The organism is Citrobacter sp. Cf088 (assembly GCF_030334295.1).
GTDB lineage: Bacteria > Pseudomonadota > Gammaproteobacteria > Enterobacterales > Enterobacteriaceae > Citrobacter > Citrobacter freundii.
Genome location: NZ_JAOWEE010000026.1, coordinates 12714 through 29775, shown reverse-complemented (window position 1 = coordinate 29775; position 17062 = coordinate 12714). Strand labels below are relative to the sequence as shown.

Annotated in this window: 13 protein-coding genes; 3 read left to right on the top strand and 10 right to left on the bottom strand. The window is 49.3% G+C overall.

The annotated features are described in order from the left end of the window. Positions 1-83 precede the first annotated feature (83 nt). On the top strand, positions 84-1118 hold the full coding sequence (locus OGV71_RS01685) for a hypothetical protein (RefSeq protein ID WP_071444890.1): 1035 nt from the start codon (positions 84-86) through the stop codon (positions 1116-1118). A gap of 28 nt (positions 1119-1146) precedes the next feature. Here the strand turns inward: OGV71_RS01685 and OGV71_RS01680 are convergent, their stop codons facing one another. Together OGV71_RS01680 and OGV71_RS01675 are read right to left on the bottom strand one after the other, a co-directional pair. After that, positions 1147-2658, bottom strand: coding sequence for a terminase (locus OGV71_RS01680; RefSeq protein ID WP_185812396.1), 1512 nt, complete (start codon positions 2656-2658; stop codon positions 1147-1149). Continuing rightward, positions 2658-3887, bottom strand: a complete 1230-nt coding sequence (locus OGV71_RS01675; RefSeq protein ID WP_071444891.1) for a hypothetical protein — start codon at positions 3885-3887, stop codon at positions 2658-2660. Before OGV71_RS01675 ends, OGV71_RS01680 begins: the two co-directional genes overlap by 1 nt. 263 nt (positions 3888-4150) lie before the next feature. On the opposite strand from OGV71_RS01675, the gene parM reads away from it, so the two are divergent. Both parM and OGV71_RS01665 read left to right on the top strand, forming a co-directional pair. Beyond that, on the top strand, positions 4151-5230 hold the full coding sequence (gene parM, locus OGV71_RS01670) for a ParM/StbA family protein (protein ID WP_071444892.1): 1080 nt from the start codon (positions 4151-4153) through the stop codon (positions 5228-5230). Then, on the top strand, positions 5230-5721 hold the full coding sequence (locus OGV71_RS01665) for a hypothetical protein (protein WP_071444893.1): 492 nt from the start codon (positions 5230-5232) through the stop codon (positions 5719-5721). The genes parM and OGV71_RS01665 overlap by 1 nt, the downstream gene beginning before the upstream one ends. Here OGV71_RS01665 and OGV71_RS01660 read toward each other — a convergent pair. The 8 genes from OGV71_RS01660 to OGV71_RS25540 form a co-directional block, all read right to left on the bottom strand. Further along, on the bottom strand, positions 5701-6111 hold the full coding sequence (locus OGV71_RS01660; RefSeq protein ID WP_071444894.1) for a hypothetical protein: 411 nt from the start codon (positions 6109-6111) through the stop codon (positions 5701-5703). The two genes, OGV71_RS01665 and OGV71_RS01660, sit on opposite strands and share 21 nt — an antisense overlap. Before the next feature lie 225 nt (positions 6112-6336). Continuing rightward, the gene (locus OGV71_RS01655; protein ID WP_286532480.1) at positions 6337-7638 is read right to left on the bottom strand and encodes a DNA-directed RNA polymerase subunit alpha C-terminal domain-containing protein; all 1302 of its coding nucleotides are present in this window, start codon (positions 7636-7638) and stop codon (positions 6337-6339) included. 408 nt (positions 7639-8046) lie between these two features. Continuing rightward, positions 8047-8253 carry a hypothetical protein gene (locus tag OGV71_RS01650; RefSeq protein ID WP_071444897.1) on the bottom strand — a complete coding sequence of 69 codons (207 nt, stop codon included), beginning with the start codon at positions 8251-8253 and terminating at the stop codon, positions 8047-8049. Between the two features lie 89 nt (positions 8254-8342). Continuing rightward, the gene (locus OGV71_RS01645) at positions 8343-8900 is read right to left on the bottom strand and encodes a VRR-NUC domain-containing protein (protein ID WP_071444898.1); all 558 of its coding nucleotides are present in this window, start codon (positions 8898-8900) and stop codon (positions 8343-8345) included. A 209-nt stretch (positions 8901-9109) separates the two neighbouring features. Continuing rightward, positions 9110-9277 (bottom strand): hypothetical protein, encoded by a 168-nt coding sequence (locus tag OGV71_RS01640; RefSeq protein WP_165612480.1) that lies wholly within the window; start codon positions 9275-9277, stop codon positions 9110-9112. A 151-nt stretch (positions 9278-9428) separates the two neighbouring features. Then, the gene (locus OGV71_RS01635) at positions 9429-9698 is read right to left on the bottom strand and encodes a hypothetical protein (RefSeq protein WP_071444899.1); all 270 of its coding nucleotides are present in this window, start codon (positions 9696-9698) and stop codon (positions 9429-9431) included. A gap of 10 nt (positions 9699-9708) precedes the next feature. After that, positions 9709-10146, bottom strand: a complete 438-nt coding sequence (locus OGV71_RS01630) for an olxA (RefSeq protein ID WP_197385912.1) — start codon at positions 10144-10146, stop codon at positions 9709-9711. A gap of 38 nt (positions 10147-10184) precedes the next feature. Then, the gene (locus OGV71_RS25540; RefSeq protein WP_197385911.1) at positions 10185-17027 is read right to left on the bottom strand and encodes a helicase-like domain-containing protein; all 6843 of its coding nucleotides are present in this window, start codon (positions 17025-17027) and stop codon (positions 10185-10187) included. Positions 17028-17062 lie beyond the last annotated feature (35 nt).

Genomic DNA, 17062 nt, shown 5'->3' with positions numbered 1-17062 from the left:
CTTTATCGTGTTCGTTGATTACTTTCAATGTGGGTAGCAAGTGGGTAAGAACGTGTTAGTACAACCAAAAGGACAATCACACAATGCCAGCGTTTAATGACGTGATGTTTGAGCAGCAGTACAAGTTGTTTTTGCAGACCAAAAAAGACTGGATGCAACTGGTTGATTCACTCGCCATCTGTCACAGCAGAAATGCCAAAGACGAGAAGATTCGTCCTATCGCATTTTCAAACGATGAGGCTATTTTTAATAAAGCTGTTGATTTACAAATTCGGTGGAAAAAGTTTGCTGAACTTGCTACTGAGATGAAGAAAAACAAAAGCATAGCCATATCGACAGCTATATATTCACCGGTTCCAATGTTAATAATTGAACCAGTGTCCGTAGCTATTGGTTTTTTTAATGCTGCAACAACATGCACTCATACACGCGAGGATTTGCTTAATAGATATGAAAAGCAAATAAAGAAACTTAGAAAGTTTCCTCATACAAATGAAGCCGTTAAAGCGCTCACTGAGGAAATGGAAACATTTGAAGCATACCCCGAAGGACACAAGTTCCGACACCGTGTTAGTGGGTATCAGGATACTGTCTTAGATGTTGTTTTTAAAGGTGAAAACGAGAGTACGCGCGCACGTTGCGGGACTCATGGCGTCATGATTTATCACCCGCAATGGACAAAGGACGACATAAAAATATCAACAGAGCCTAAAACAGAATATTTCAATAAGTATAGTCTTATAAAACCATTGAAATGCTCAATATTTACGGTTGGGGATATTTACGGCATTGATCAAATAGAGATTGCAGAGGCTAAGGCTGCGCAAAAAACTATCGTTGAGCAATCAATTTTAAGCCGTATTACCCACTTTGAAAGACGGGCTAAAACTAAGCTGGCAAAGGCTAAAACAGAGGCTGAAATAGAAAAAGCTAACCGCTCAATAGAGGCGGGTAGGCGTAAGCTCGAATTGCTTACAGAAGAGGATCGGAAATTACTTGAGCGAAAATTTGCGACCGATAATAACAATATTCTTTCTATCTCAGAGCTGCGTTCCATGTTTGGAGATACACGCAGCCGACGCGGTAAGAATTTTAACATTCTGATTAAGAAAGATTGAAATTGGCAGGGGGCCACCAGCCCCCTCCTTAAATCACATCATCATATTTCGACAGTTCTGCCAGTGCATCTGCGCGGGTTTCTTCCATGTCTCCACCCAGGTCATCATTAGCAGGGCGATACGATATCAGCGTTGAAAAACAGTACGTATCCCAACGGTCAGGTGACTTGATATTCATCTTCTGCCGCATGTAGTCCTTTTTCATCATCGCAACACGCCCATCCTCGTTTATCTTCCAGGGTATTTTAGAGGCCTGTTCTGCTGTTTTAGGCGACGAATCCAGCCTCATCCGGCCTGTCTGTATGGCGTCACGAGCTGCTATGTTGGCATAGGCTCTCTGGCTTACAAATCGGTCCTTATCTGTTTTGGCGAACATAGGCTTACCCCAGCGGATACGGACGACGTTAACTCCCCTGCGCTCCAGCTGGTCGGCGGTAGCTGAGCCTACGCCGTCACTATCCACGCCTATAGTGATATTGGGGAACCGCTCCTGAGTACATTCGTTCGCAATAAAGTCACCGAACTCTGTAGGGTTCATGGTACCCGGCATTTCAAGCACAACGAACGGAACGAACCGACGTTTCTCACGATAGCCGCTTACCTTCATAATGTTCAGGACGGATTTGTCTCGACCGTTCCCGACGTCAGCAAGCGCCACCCAGCCCCAGTTTTTCTCAAGGTACACTTTACGACGCTGGGCGCGCTCACAGGCATCGCGGCCCAACAGGAAGCCATCAATCACGGACGGGAACTGGCCCAGTACCTTGATTTTGTACTCCATGCTGTCACGACCGCCATATTCCGCCAGCTTCATGACAATAAAGTCGTCAGTTACAAACGGTGATTCTTCAGAGTTGAGGACAATCGACGTCCAGATCCCTTTAGGGTTATGTTCAGTCTTCGCCAGGCTGTGATGAGAGTCGTAGAAGTAACCAGACGGGCGCGTCGGCTGGGAAAGCATGAGCATGCGGTTATCAGCTTCCGTCAGCGCGCCGGTAAGGATGCCGATAGCCTTATCAGAGATACCGGACGCTTCATCCAGAATTATCAGTAAGTGTTTGGAGTGCTCCCCTGCCAGCCCTTCCTCATTACCCAGGCGATAGCCTTTACAGAGAACTTCCCACACACCTTTCCGGCTTCTTTCATAAAACATGGTGTCGGTTAAAACAAAGTGGTTCTGCAGCCACGGGTGACGTTTTACGGCGTTGGCCCAAAAGGTTTTTACGTACTTGAAGACGCCAGATTTTACCTGCGCAATTTTGTTCGCGATGATAACGACGCGCGCATCCGGGTACAGAATCATGTAAATCATCAGCATCATAGCTGTCAGGGATGACTTACCGGTACCATGCCCCGATGTAACGGTCGTCATGCTCTTTATCTGCTGAACCGACTGCAGTATTTCATCCTGCTGCCAGCTCGGTTGCATTCCGAACAATTCAACGACCGCTAATCCCCAGTCATGACGATAGCGGATAGCCATGTCACGCCAGCGCGGATCAGAGGTTACGCATTTTATTTTCTTCTTCCCGGATGCCATTATTCGTCCTCATCCGGGGGCGCTATCGCGATCTCATCGCCTTCGCCGTATAACTCGCGGGTCGCCTCGTAATCGAGATCTAACCCCTCTTCATCTGGGTCTAACTCCCCTTCGCGCCGGATGCCGTCATGGTTCGTATCGCCATACCCGCCCTCGTCTACAATCCTGGCGACGGTTTCCCGGCGCTCTTTCAGGAAGGCTTCTTTACCGGCCTGCGCTTCGCGATATTTACGGGCCTCTTCTTCCAGCTGGTCATCATCAACAGCACCGGCGTCACTTACTGGCGGTTCTGCTTCCTTGATCTCCTTAGCCAGCCTCAAGGCGATGGAGTCCGGCAGTTTTACCCCATGACGCTCGATGTACTCAGCGGTTTCTGCTATATCCCAGTCGTTTTCATCACGCAGCTGGTAGGCGGTGGCAATAACCTGTGCCTCGGTCGCTTTTGCGCCCAGCTTTTCACGGTCAATCTTGAGCTTTTCTCGTGAGGAACGGATAGAACTGATACGGGTAGCGTGGTCATCCATCCTGTAGCCGACTTCAATCAGGAGTTTTGTCAGCTTTAACAGCGGGTGTGGCCCGGACGGTGCATCGTCATCGCCCTCCTTGTCACCCTTTTCTCGTGGGGTATTCATGTTGGCTATTTCTGTTTCGAATAGCTCTACTGCCCTTGCGGTGGTTCGCGACAACAGTTGCATATGCTCGACGGCTGTTTTAACTGTGGATGCCTCGCATTCTTCCAGGCCAGCCTCCAACAATGAGACAGCCGCATCACGATCAACCTCGCGGGGCTTCCCTCTGGTATTCGCGACAACATTCACCTCATTGCCGGTTTCGAATTGCTTACCCTTACCTCGTTGTTTCGGTACATGTGGGATCACTTCCCCCTCATGCACTGGTTTGATCATTTTGGCGCGTGTGCCTTTGGAATTATTTTTTTTATTTTTCGTGCCTGCTCGTGTTTCGCCGGGTTCACTCTCTCCTGTAATTTCCTCTAAGGCACTGCTGTGCTTGAGTTTTCTTCCCTTCCTTCTGATGGTTAGATCATCTGCCTGATCACGCGCCGACAGCGTGGGCGCCAGCCCCTCTTCATCCGTCTTTTTGCTCAGTTCGCGACGTGCGGTATTCGGGTTTAAGGAATGGAATTCGGCATACTCCTTGTAAGTCACGCCTGACTCAAGTTTATGTTTTTTATAATTTTCCCTGTGCCAATCCCAGTCAATCTTTGCCATTACGCCTACCGCCAAAAACCACACTGCCGCGAGGATAGGCGGTCTGGTTTTTAGAGTGATCACGCAAATGATCACTTTTTTTTGATCACTTATTTGATCACTTAGATTTCCCCCTGCTTATTGATCATTATCTGTCCTTTTAATAAGCACGTTTATTGCCCATATGGTTGCTAAATAGTTCTTTGAATATGGACTTTTTAAGTCTTTATGGTACATTCCCATTGCGATTTATTACTTTGAAATTAGCTAATAGGAATTAGGATATGAGTAAGAAAAACTACGTTTTTGTTGCAGTGGATGCAGGCTCCGGCAATGTGGCCCTGACCTTTGAACGTGATGGCAAGATGGAGACTTATGTAACTCCGTCCCTGATTCGCTCAGGTAGCCAGCAAACGTTAGCCAGTGAAACATCATCCTCATGGTTAACCACCGATGATGGTCGTGAGCGCAGCTATGTTGTCGTTAACAAAGGGACGGACCTGGTTGATACCTGCGACCCTGACTATCAGGTAAGTGCAGCACATCGTGTATTAGTTAATGAAGCCCTTGTTCGTGCCGGTCTTGACGGTGCTGACGTGATACTTGCGGAAACACTGCCGGTGAACCAGTTCTACTCTGACATTGGTAAGATTGATCGCGTCCGTACCAAGGCTAAAGCCGACAACCTTTTGATACCCGTTCGCAATTACAGCGCCGATATTCAGCCAGCCCGTATCGCACATGTTGAGGTATTCCCTGAAGCTGTTCCTGCCGTGATTTCTGCCCAGTCTGACTTTCCAGATTTGTTAGAAGCAGAAAGCATCCTGGTCGTTGATTTAGGGCGCTTCACCTGTGACATGGCTGTGGTGGATAAAGACCTGCAGGTTATTAGCCGTCGAACGACTGAGAACGGTATTCATCGCATGATTGAGCGCGTTTATGCTCTACTGCAGGAGTTTGAGGCCACCAGCGGGAAAAATATCAACGCCAAGAGCCTTAACATCGAGAGCATTGATACGATAATTCGTCAGGGGTTCATTGGTTCGCGCCTGGAAGCAGCTCGCAGCAAGCGCATTGATGTATCTGGCGTTATCAGTCAGGCCGCCAGTGAACTGGCTGAGATTATCCGCGCTGATATTCGCAAGGTTCACAGAAACATGCTGGATATTGATGCACTATTGCTGGTAGGCGGTGGTGCAAACTATATTGGTGGTCGTCTACATGGCATGCCTGATTACACCGCCGACTGGCATGATTTGGTATTCATTCCTGAATACCCGGAAACAAGCATTGTACGCGGCGTTTACTTCGCACTTGACCCAGTGCGTGACGAGATACTGGCTGAACTTAGCGAGCGGAATTAATGACAAAACAAACCATCAAGATTACCGGGCTGGCTGAGTACAGCCCCTTAACTGACGCGCTGGCAAATGAATACAACGGTCTGCAGAGTAACGCCGCTAAACGTCGGCTGATGCTGGATTGTCTGCGTTACGGTTATGCACTGGAGAAAATGGGGCTGGGCGCTCTGGTTGCACTAATGGAACGTCAGGATCTGATGGCATTGCCGGAAAGCGAACGCGCTGAGCGCTTTATCAGTATGGCTATGTCATTGATGGGAATGGTTGCGGCTGACCACCAGCCAAAGAAACAAAACAGACAAGCTGCCCCAGTTGAGTCTGAGGCTTTGGTACCGGGCAAGGTGTCTGAGCCAGCTCCACTACCGAATGATGCAACGTCTGTTAAACCAGTGGAAAGCAGCACTCCTGGCACTAAGCCCTACCAGGTGGAGAGTGAACGTGTATCACGCCCAATAGCAAGGCTTAGCCGTCCTTCAGACGATAGTAATACCTGATGCGATCCGCTCACGGCAAATGCTGTTGAATAAGTTAAAAGCCAGCCGGGAAACCTCCTGGCTTTTTTTATTCTCTAACTCCAGATCCTTCTTACTCCCACTATGAAACGGCAAATCGTCGTAGCAAACCTGCCTGTTACCTCTGATCTTGAATAGATAACCTGAAACCGACGTAAGCAGATACATGCGAGGATATGCGCCGGGGAAAGAGAAGCAGCTGGCAGACGGGGATTTCATGAAGGTACGCACGATATTCGTGACTGATGTATGCCCGTTCTCAAGCTCGGGATAGGCTTCGGTGAGTGCCGCCATGATTTCAGAAATCGTCATGTAACGACCGCACTTCAGCATAACTGCGGCTACTTCGACACTGGTTATACGTTCAGACATTCCATTTCCTCCGCTTAACATTACCGTTAATTCTAAGGAAAATATAAGCATAGGTAATCACGTACCCTCAAATTTTGAGTGCGCCTGATACGTTTTGGAGAAAAATGGATAAAAAAAAGGGCTGATTAAATGGTCAGCCCGTTTGCAAAGGAATTAATGTCGTAATGTCGGCTCGTACTTTACGTACTGCTCCATTTATTATCAAGCTAATTCTAAGGATTTAATTTATTTGCGTTTGTTTTTTACTGATTTAGCGCTGCTGATCACATTCGATTTATACGCTTCAATGTCGCCGTTCTCGCGCGCCCAGCGTATAGCCCAGCTGTTTATCGCGTTAGTGATTTCCGTAGCGGTCTGCTCTCCAATCCCCTTAATATCCACCAGCTCAAAAGGTAACACGGATGCAATGGCTTGAACGTTCTTAAATCCCGCACATTTCAGGGTAGAGAGCACTTTAGCCGGTAACGTCAACTCATCAATGCCAGCTGCGATAGCATCCAGCGCGCGCTTGTGGATTTTCGGGAAGTCCATTTCTAACCGGGTCATGATCCGCTGGTGTAATTCTTCGTCTATCGCTGGGTTCCAGGCATTTTTAAATACGCTCAGACGTTCGTAAATCGGATTGCCCCACACACCAGGCACCACGTCCATCGCTACCAACATGGCTGTGCGGATCTGGAAATGGAAATCAGCCAGCTCAATCACATGCCCCTTAATGTAGCTATTGCGCGCCAATAACCCAAAGTGGAAGTTGTAGATATACAGGTTAAGCTCAGTCCCTTGCTCAGTAACGACAGTATGAAGTTTCACTTGTTCGCGACCGTCGTGAAAATCCACCCGCTTTCTAAGGTTTTCGTACAAAGCATTAAGCCGGTCCAAATCCTGACGTTTGGTGATCAGGTTCGAACGGGCTGTAGCGACCTCTTTATCGGCGATATTGAGCTTGCCCTGCATGGTTTGAAGTCTCTTATTTGTGTCTTTGCGCTCTGCTCGCAACCTGGAGACTTGCTTTGTCAGATCGTCACGCTCACGGAGAAGAGATTCAGGATGTAAGCGCTTATAGGTATCAAAGGACGCTTTCAATGAATTGTAGGCCAGCTGCATCGTTGTTAATTCCTGTGCTGATGACTCAATCTGGCTCTGCAAATTAATAATTGAGTTTTCCAGCTCAAGCGCCTTCATTTTGGCGTCATGACGTAACCCTTCCAGCTCGTCTTCTTTCGCCTGTGCCTCTTCCTGCACACCTACTTTGTACAGGTTCATCTCCAGTAGTTGGTTTTTCGTTGTCTCAAGCTGTTCAATGAGTGCGTTACAGTCGTTGGTTTCATCATCCAGGCGCGTATTAACGTCACTCTGCAGCTGCTCGATCATGCTTATACTGGTTTCCAGCGCGCGCCGGTCGAGGTCGTCACCGCTGATACGGCGTAATGTCAGATTCAGTTGGTTATAGACGCCGACAAAGGAAAGGTGAAGAACCTCATCGGTGATGCGGGTAGGAGTGGTGAGTTGTTCTGCGGCATTAGACATTTTTCTCTAAGATTCCTTGTTAGAATTTATGGTATTTAACAAGGCGAATAATAATCTGTAATTTCCTAATAGTCTATTGATAACGGACATAAAAAAGGGCCGCACTGCAGCCCTTAATGCGCATATCACTGTAGTAATAGCACCAGACCTAATACCAGGAACGGTACGAACCATGCAGCGACGTTTAGCCATCTACGCCATACCCTACCTTTCCCCAGCCCATGAAAGTATTCGTTCTCAGTCATGAGGCCAAGATAGCTTACTGAGATCAGGCCAGTGGACTCATCCATGTCCAATGACTGTTTGGCTAAACTGATATCAGGTATGGTCACTACGTCATAATCCAATGCGAGTACCGCACTCCTGAAATGCCCCTTTTCTCCGACAAATGACAGGTTGTAGTAGTGTTTACGCATGACACACCCAGTTATCAGCAAGCAAATCATCTAAAGACGGCTCAAACGGTGCCATCCCTCCCTTCATATCATTGACTACGAACACTCCCCCTTCCTCAGATTCATCTGGCTCATACGTTACAAAATCGGCAGAGCCTTCCCGTTGGCCTATCATTTCGGGGTTATTTTCGAGTGTGTTGTATACGTAATTAATGTCCATGTAACCCCGATCCTCTACCCATGCTATGTAAAAAAAACTGCTGGCAACGCGCCACCAGCACATCTGACTTCACTATCATCGCCTTACGTTTAAGCCGCCGCCCTCCAGTAGCTGTTATTTGGGTGCTCTGGCATCGATTCACCGGCGGCAAGCTGTGAGTAAGCCACCATCTCCGCGACGGCTTCATCCGGTGTGAATGCCAGGATGCAGTAGTAGCCTTGATCTGTCAGCAAATTGAGCCATTCAATCTGCTCTTTTGTTGGCTTTTTCTTCCCGTGTTTTAGCTCTACTCGCATCCCGTGATAAATACCGGCTGGCTTATCAAGAGACATATCTGGATAGCCTTTTTTTTGCCCTTCCGCTGGCATTTGCGCCGCGCTTTTTTTGGTGCGATATCCGCCGTTCGGAGTCGCATGAAGAAGTGAGTAGAGATCGGGGTGTTTCCGTTCTATGCGATCAAAAACTTGTACTTGATCGTAGTGTTCCTGGTTGCCTTTAAGCAGCTCTGGTTTTTTTATCAGGGCCGCGAGTGCTGCTGCGTGAACTGAAACCTTAACAACTGTTTTTAACCAGTCTGAGTCAGAAGAGGCGGCGCGAACTGGACGCTTCTTTTTGTATCCTTCAAGCCATTCCGATGAAAATCGCATACCCTTTCCATGAAGCTTAATGAAGTATCACACCCCGAAAGATATCAAGCTATCTAAGAGATAATGAATAATTACATTTATTCTCACGGCGTTTCAAAAAAAACACAATAGCAACAGCCAAGCTTATGGCTGTTAGCTATGTAAACGCCGAAGAGAATGCAAAAACCGATGATATTGTTCGGTTGTCGCGTGGGCTTAGGTTAGATTGTTCAACGGATCGCGAATTGGTAGATAAGACTCAAGATCCAGGCCGCGCCGAAGGTTGAAAGAAGCAGTGCGCCCCATACGATGAGGGTCTTTTCCAGAGAGGAAACGTCGTTTTTTTTCGCAGAAAGCTGAGGGTGGTTTACAAAATCGCGTTGCGCGTAAGTTTTCATGATATAGTCCCGTTGTTCTCTGTAGGCCTAAGTTTGACGGCGAAAACCTACAGGTGAATGTGAGGCCCGGCTATGCCGGGCTTTTCTTTTGCTCCATTAAAATCTAAGGCTTTAATATATTTAAAGCAAGGTATTTTTCTGTTAGAAAACTTCAGATTGAAAAACTAAGAAGTGTTTCCCGTGCGTTCGCGAGCGCAAGATCCCACTCATCCCGCGTCAACTCTCGCACCAGCCGTACCCGCTCATTGCTTCCAGGACGCATTACCCACGTCCAGTTTTTTTCCTGCTGATTATCAATCGTCAACTCGAAAACCCCCTGTGACCGCGCAAATCGTAAGCAACAACCCATTGCTGCAGCCTTTTCCCGCAACTGGTCCGAAGTGTAAAACCGGCGTTCAGTTTGGGGTCTGACTTTTGACATGTATGCTCCTTTATCTGGTCAGTTTGAATTTTTCGATGGACTCGTCGTAGCTGGTGTATTGGTATGGCTCATTATCATCCGCCGACGGCATAACACTGAGAAAATGAACAGCACTGTGAATATTACCAGACTCCAGCACTTCGTCAGCATAAAGGTGTGCCGCCACCAGCGTCAGAGCTGGGCGACTCATGGTGTAAATCGCCGCCACATCCCCATCAACGATTTGCCCAAAGTCAGTATGGCCATCTTTCAATAGCAAGACCTTGAGCGAGGGCCACCATGGGCCAAACGATCGATATGTTTTAACATCTGCTTTCAGGCGCTCCACCAGCCCCTTTAGATATGCTGCGGTAAACTCTTCTTCGCTGCGACCTAACAGGGCATGCACCAGCAATACTGTCTCTATGTACTCTTCTGTCGGCTTAATGGTGTCGATTAATGTCGTCATTTCTTTTTGGCCCAGTCACCTGGGCCTCTCCATGAAAATTAAATGATGGCCTGAATGCTGGCTTGGATTTCGGCTTTGTCGTACCGGCTTGAGACTACCCACGCAGGCTGGGTAAACTCGTTACCTTCAACCGGATCGTCTTCAAAGTTCCAGAACGTCGCACCGTATTTCTCTTTAAGCATTTCCCGCACGGATTTTTTCTTGAGCGTGGCACGTCCTGACGTATCACACAAAACGTGCGCACCACCAGCCGGATAGCTGAGTTTGAACGTTCTACGACGCCAGACGCGCTTTCCTTCAAGATTCAGCGAGTTTTGCTGAATGCTGAAGCCTAATTCTTTCTCGTCAGTTTGCTCTTGGGTAAACTCTGTTGCTTCCGCTTGTTTTGCCTCTCGCTCCTGCTTTTCGGCTTCAATTTCTTCAGCTGTTTTTTCCCCTGCCATCATAGAGAGATATTCTTCCCATGATGAAGCAAATTGTTTAACCCCCCCGTGCTTAATCTCCTGTAATTTATATTTAATTACGTCAATGTGACGGCGCACCAGCTCTGCGCTGCGGAAATCCTCAACCGATATACGGCTTTCGGAGTATGCGCCCACCAGCACCCCAGCCATCAGGTAATCAGCGAGGGAAGACGTCAGCAGCGAATCATGGCTATTCACCTGTTTAATTAAGTCGGCAGTGGATGAGTCAACCAGATCGCGGATCACCTTCAGCGACCGCACACCACTAAGGCGGGAGTATTGCTCATACAGTTTTTGCGCCAACTTTTCATTGCCATCTTTCATGACCTGTAGCTTTGCCACCAGGCGCTCATCACGCAGTTTCTGGAACAGGTTTTCCAGCTGGCTCTTATTTGAGAATCGCTCGTGTAGCTGTGACAGGGATGACGTTGAAATGCGGTGTTTCCACATAGCCCTAACAGACTCATAGTTACCGTTAAACTGGGCGCGAATGTCGCTATCCGACGCCCCAGCCAATGAATCGTTATACATGGCCTCAGCCTTAGCGATTGATTCATTGAGCACCGGTAATACATCCTCTACGGTCCCCTGCTCGCCAAAGGCCTCCAGCTCGGCGGTGTAGTTTTCCCCAAATACAGCAATGAAAAAGAGTCTTGCCGAGTACATGCTCGAACCGCTACGGCTGTATGCAAACAGAGCACGTTTTAGGCCATCATCACTACTGTCCGGGTAAACATAAGACGTTGGCGCGATATCATCCGGCAAGGCTCCACGCAAGATATAGACCAGCTCAAGTTTGCCGTCATTGTATGCCATCCAGTAATCATCCCTCACGCGTAAGACGTTCTCCGTCACCGCATCGTAAAACTGCGCACGGGTAAGGACACTGGCAACCTTGTCTGGTGTGAGGCCTTCAGCTGCCCGACGTCTTGCCTCTACCGTATCCAATGAAACATCAACCTGGTTGATAATATCGCTCACCGGCATTTCTCTCTTCGATCCGATGCGATACGTGGAGTACGGATAAACTGAGGTGTAAGTGATTTCAGTTTCTACCGTCTGTTTTTCCGGTAACAGGCGAGTAATGCGCACAATCACTTGCTGTGAGGTATCAGTATTGATGGTGTAATAAGCGTCGGTTTTTAACACTCGACCGCTATTCGTTTTCATGTAATTAGACGGATTCAGCAATACATCCGGGTCAATATCGATCACACCTGCAGCAATGCTACGTTCCAGATCGCCTTTGGCGCGCTTTAGCATGGTGGCGGCGTTTTTATTGCGCGTTAGGGTATTACGGGCTGTTTTAACCTGGCCTTTCAGGTCGGTTAGTTTCTCAATCTGATATTTCAACATGGTCCGGGCATTGCGTCGTGACGAACCGTGATAAACATCAGCGCTTCGCTTACCGTGGATCTCCGCCCAGCTGTTATATTCGGATTCCTCCTTCGTAACTTCGTTGCGCGCCTCTTCTACCGCTTCCTCCTGGGTGCCAAGCTGTGCAGTCAGTTCGTTGAGATTGTCAGCCAGCGCGGTCGGATCTTCGTTTGCCGCAATGGACGAACGCAGGTACACATCAAGCGCTACCTCAGCTTCTTTTTCGGCCTTACGGCGTTCCGCTTCGCGTCGGGCTGAAAGCTGCGCTTCAAGACGCGCTTTACGCTCATCCTGGTTCGCCGCCAGCAGCAGCTGAATATCGTCATTTTCATCCATGTCGCCGTTCTTGAGCGTTGAGGCATCAGACGTCATGATTTCGCCAATCCAATTACCCTTGCGTTTCAGCGTACCTAACCGGAATTCGTCAAATGAACCTTTGCCACAGTAGTAATGGACGTTCACGCTATCCTGTGATGAACCTACGCGCGCGCCGCGCCCGTTGCGCTGGTTGATGCTGGCAGGGGTCCATGGTAGCGTCAGATGATGAATATCCGTGGTACCTTTGTGAAGGTTAATCCCTACTTCAGCCTTTTTGTTGCAGATGACGATCGGCGTTCGACCTTCGTTATAATCAGCGGCGATCCCTTCCATGCCGGTGAGCGACATATCATTCAGCGCGGAAATGTAGTCCTCATATTTTGCCAGCTCGCTGTAATATTTCTCCCAAGCACCGTCTTTGTATGTACCGTCGGCTTTTTCCGTCGGTTCGACCGGCTTTTTAACCTTTTTCAGCTTCACGCCGGTGGCCTGCTGTACGCTGGTGGCATTGATGATCCCGATCTGACTCTCATCCATACCCAGCGCATTCGACAAAATGCGGCGTAGCTTACCGTGCTGGCTTTTCTCATCCATGAAGATGATTTGCTTACCGTTAACCAGTCCGGCTTTAAGGTTGGCAATCAGAGCGGCATATTTCGGTGGGATCGGGTGCGTGACTGTCTTCATGTCGATCCCGGCCTTCGCAATGGCTTGAAGCACTGCAGCTTCCAGGTCTACGCTAACCACCAGCTCGACGGCATCCCCACGGGTACTAACTTTGGTTTCGACTACCTTACTGGATAACGTGCTCACCAGGCCCGTGTCAGACTCATCGTCATCAGCCTCTACCCCACCAGCTGCAGCGGGAAGACCGGCGGCAATAGCCATAACCTTTTCGCGTTGGTCTTCGGGGAAGATAAACGTCATTGACGACCGATATAGATCAGGGTCAATGACCAGCTTATCCATGTCGCGGATCACCGAGAAAATAAAGTCATCGTTTTTGTTCGCCGTGATGGAAATCGTGCCATCCTCATTGCGTTCAATGACGTCTTTCTGCCCGATCTTCGCCGCGCGCTGGCGCAATTCCTCGTAGATATCGACCTGCTCTTGCGTTAGCGGCACGTCTACGTTGATTTCGTTCAGGTCGGGGATTTTGACGCTTTCCTTGACGTCCTGAGCGGTCTTGAGAGTGGTCCAGCGATGGAAAATACCGCGTAAGCCGTCCAGGTTCTTAAAGCCCACCAGCCCCTGCTTATCAACAACCTCGCCGGATATCTTCTGCACCACCACATTAGCGGTTTCGCCAAATACGCGAACAAAGTCATCAGGGGTTAATATCCCCATGGCTTTCCACTCTTCAACCGGCACGACGTGAGATAGCATGTTGAAGGCATCTAACGGGCTGTTTACCAGTGGAGTAGCTGTTAACAGGGTTACGCCGCGACCGTTGAATTTCTTCATCAGGTAGGCGCTTTTCACAGCCATGTCGCGCGCGATTTGCGAGACTGCAGGATTCGGCAAATAGGCCAACTGCGCGGTTTCTCGACCAGCAGCCAGTGAATTTCGGTAGTTGTGGCCCTCATCGGCGATCACATTGTCAAAATTCATGTCCTCAAAGTACGGAACCTGGTGCTTTTTCGCTGTGCCAGTGTCAGCGGCCTTGTCCTTAATTTTGTTCTTCGCCAGCTCAGCACGATGGCTACTTTTCAGAAGATCGGTACGGCCCATATCAATAGCGTTATAGAGCGCCTGTGCCGAGTTCTCTTCTATGGTTTCTTCACGCAGCGGGATCATGCCAAACTGTTCTTTGGTCATGATGACGCTACGGAAATTCGACGCCGGTATGCGGTTCATTCGCTCCAGAATCGTGGCGCTATCGGCATCCTTAATGACGTTACGCATTACCGGGTTGCCGTCACGATCAGTCATCGGCTCGTTGTTTTCATTGCGAACCTGGGATGTCTGAATCTCGCCATCTTCCCCACGTACCTCGTCAATGCCGACAAACAGCATTTGCGCAAAGACCTCCGGGCTGTAGAAGTCCCGCGCCTCGTGGTACCAGTTGTGGTAGACCGCCTTTGGAACGACAAAAACAGTGCGTTTTGAACGTCCGTGCTGGTAGTTGAATGCTTCAAGGGCAAGCGCCGTCGTCGTTTTACCCAGGCCGGTACCAAAGCCCATGATCCCGCGCCCATCTTCCGAAAGGCGGCGAACCTCAGAGTTCTGATAGCTTAATGGGATGCGCTTGCCAGACAGTCCTTCCAGGTGAAGTGACTCACTGGAATGTTCGAACGGAATGTAGTTGTTAAAGGCATCGTTGTAGTCGTTCACAACACCCTCAACGTCAGGATGTGATCGCAACCAATCGTTGAAGCTACCTTCCAGCTTAGCTATGCGAGAAAGGTATTCCCCCGCCTTCGGGCCGCGCGGCTTCACACCGTTAAGGTAGTTCTCCAGCTGGTTGAGGAAACCATCGCTGTTATTAGCCTTTTTAAACTCAGTTACACCGCTATTGCTGGTGACGGTTCGCAGCTGATACCCGGTAAAAATACCGTCTTTACCTTCGTAATCATCCGCCGACACCAGGTAGCCATTCTCAACTTCCAGATCCTTTGTATAGCGGAAGGCGTCATAACCCTGTTCGGCGAGAAATTCTTTAATCAGGCGACGGTCAAGCCAACGGGCGTTGAGGTTGACTTTAATTTTGTCGATTGGGGCCGCTTTTCGACGGGCATTAATCAGCTCCATCTGGCGAACAAAGTTTTGCTTTTCGGGTCCGTCCGGGTACTCGTTTACCAGCCCTGCAAGGTGGTTGATTTTGCCGCGTACATTTCCGCTGGTGGCGCGGGACATTGGCAGCATGTTTCCATAGCCATCGAGCGCAATTTCAGGGAACCCGGCAAGATACGCCAGTAATGCGTCATCACTTTCAGGAAGCTTTGCAGTACAGACCTCTCTAAATTGCTCCAGCGTGACGGGAATCAGGTCAATCTGGCTAAATAAATGACTGACTACTTGCTCTGGATTAGCGGTATCCAGCGTTTTCAGTTCAGTCTCATTCATATTACCGGTCAACAAATCCGACAGCTGGCCTTCTCTGGTTACGTTCGCCTGGAAGGTGAGCCAGGCCTTCGCGGTACTATCGGACAACCCGGATAACCGCAGGCCATTAGGTGATCCGTTTCGCGCTACCTCTTCGGCGGTAATCCTTGCCGCGTCCACCAGCAAAGAACCCGCGTCACGCCCCTGGGCGATCATGTCCTGTGCATCGTTAATCGTCAGGCCAATCAAGCCCCCACGCATTACTCGTTCACGCTGGCTGGCTTTCTGCCTTAGAGCAAATGAAACAATACCTTTTTGACGATCGGAAAGAAGGGACGGGTAAACATCCATGACGGCGGCGATCTGGCTGGCGGTCAGCGATAGCAGCCCCTGCAGAGATCGGCATCTCGTTTGTAAATCCCCAAACGTTGCTACACCGAATCTGGCAGCATCAATGGCGGTATGGTTAGTCGTTGTGTCTCGTATCCACTTGTCGCCGTCGAACGTATGCCAGATATCGCCCACCAGCCGCTTGTCACCTTCGACGGCCCCCTGATACAAATCCTGTTCAATGGTGAGCATGGACCAGTCAATTCGGCTATCAAAGCGACGTGACAGCGCCTGTTTCATTGCCGCATTGGTAAGTTGGCCATCCTTCTTGACCGTCAAAATATTATTGAATGATGAGCGCTCTGTTTCTCCGTGAACAAAGCGTTTCCCCTCGGGGCTAAGGAACCATTTACCCTTAATGAATACAGGCCACAGCACATTCGCGCCGGTGAGCATTTTGTCAGTGGCATCATTGACGATCTCCGCCAGGGGTTTCGTGTGCTTACGTAACACCCATACATCGACCACCGTTGATGTTCCGCTCTCGGCAAAGGTACCGGACGGCATACGGTGAGCACCCAAAAACTCCGCTTTACGGGATACGCGGTCGCGCAGCTTCTTGTTCGTCCCTCCGCCGTCGGTCATACCGTTCGGTACCACCAGCACAATCAGGCCACCAGGCTTCACCTTGTCTATGGTTCGTAGGATGAAGTAATGCCCGACGTTCGTTTCGTTTTTGTAAGCGGGATCAAGCTCAGCGTAACCAGTTCGGCTTTCGCCAAATGGGACGTTTCCGACTGCATGGTCGTATGTATCATCCGGTACTTTAGCCGCTAAAGTCTCAAACGCCCCCAGCTGTACGCTGTCTTCAGGGTGCAGTAACTGGTTAATACGACCGGAAACTAACGAGATCTCCGCTGCAGTCATAATGGCACCTGCAGGCTTCGTTTCCTGGAAAATACCGGTACCTGCAGACGGCTCAAGAACGTGACCAGACGTTACGCCATAATCAGCCAGAAGATCCCACACACCTTCAGCCATAAATTGCGGCGTGTAGTATTCGTACTGGCTTCCCCCATCGGTCAGGCCACCTTCTCCGGTGTAACCCGCAAGAATTTCACGCTGTTCAGCGCTCAGGTTGTTCCCATTAAAATTTTGAGGTAGCTCATTCAGCAATCGCATAGCGTCATTGTTCGCTTGTCGCCTGGCTCGCTGGATACTTACGCCGCTCTCCTTTTCAATGCCGAATTGCACAACCGATCGCACCTTACGCGCGCGAAGTATGGCTGTTATCAACTCACTTAGTGTTGATGCCCCACCAATTGCCTCTGAAAGCTGGTTTGTCATTTTTTAACCTTATGTCCGTAAAACATAGACCCAAT

Coding starts and splice junctions, on each gene's coding strand:
- OGV71_RS01685 (WP_071444890.1), top strand. CDS start 84: ATGCCAGCGTTTAATGACGTGATGTTTGAGCAGCAGTACAAGTTGTTT.
- OGV71_RS01680 (WP_185812396.1), bottom strand. CDS start 2,658: ATGGCATCCGGGAAGAAGAAAATAAAATGCGTAACCTCTGATCCGCGC.
- OGV71_RS01675 (WP_071444891.1), bottom strand. CDS start 3,887: ATGGCAAAGATTGACTGGGATTGGCACAGGGAAAATTATAAAAAACAT.
- parM (WP_071444892.1), top strand. CDS start 4,151: ATGAGTAAGAAAAACTACGTTTTTGTTGCAGTGGATGCAGGCTCCGGC.
- OGV71_RS01665 (WP_071444893.1), top strand. CDS start 5,230: ATGACAAAACAAACCATCAAGATTACCGGGCTGGCTGAGTACAGCCCC.
- OGV71_RS01660 (WP_071444894.1), bottom strand. CDS start 6,111: ATGTCTGAACGTATAACCAGTGTCGAAGTAGCCGCAGTTATGCTGAAG.
- OGV71_RS01655 (WP_286532480.1), bottom strand. CDS start 7,638: ATGTCTAATGCCGCAGAACAACTCACCACTCCTACCCGCATCACCGAT.
- OGV71_RS01650 (WP_071444897.1), bottom strand. CDS start 8,253: ATGGACATTAATTACGTATACAACACACTCGAAAATAACCCCGAAATG.
- OGV71_RS01645 (WP_071444898.1), bottom strand. CDS start 8,900: ATGCGATTTTCATCGGAATGGCTTGAAGGATACAAAAAGAAGCGTCCA.
- OGV71_RS01640 (WP_165612480.1), bottom strand. CDS start 9,277: ATGAAAACTTACGCGCAACGCGATTTTGTAAACCACCCTCAGCTTTCT.
- OGV71_RS01635 (WP_071444899.1), bottom strand. CDS start 9,698: ATGTCAAAAGTCAGACCCCAAACTGAACGCCGGTTTTACACTTCGGAC.
- OGV71_RS01630 (WP_197385912.1), bottom strand. CDS start 10,146: ATGACGACATTAATCGACACCATTAAGCCGACAGAAGAGTACATAGAG.
- OGV71_RS25540 (WP_197385911.1), bottom strand. CDS start 17,027: ATGACAAACCAGCTTTCAGAGGCAATTGGTGGGGCATCAACACTAAGT.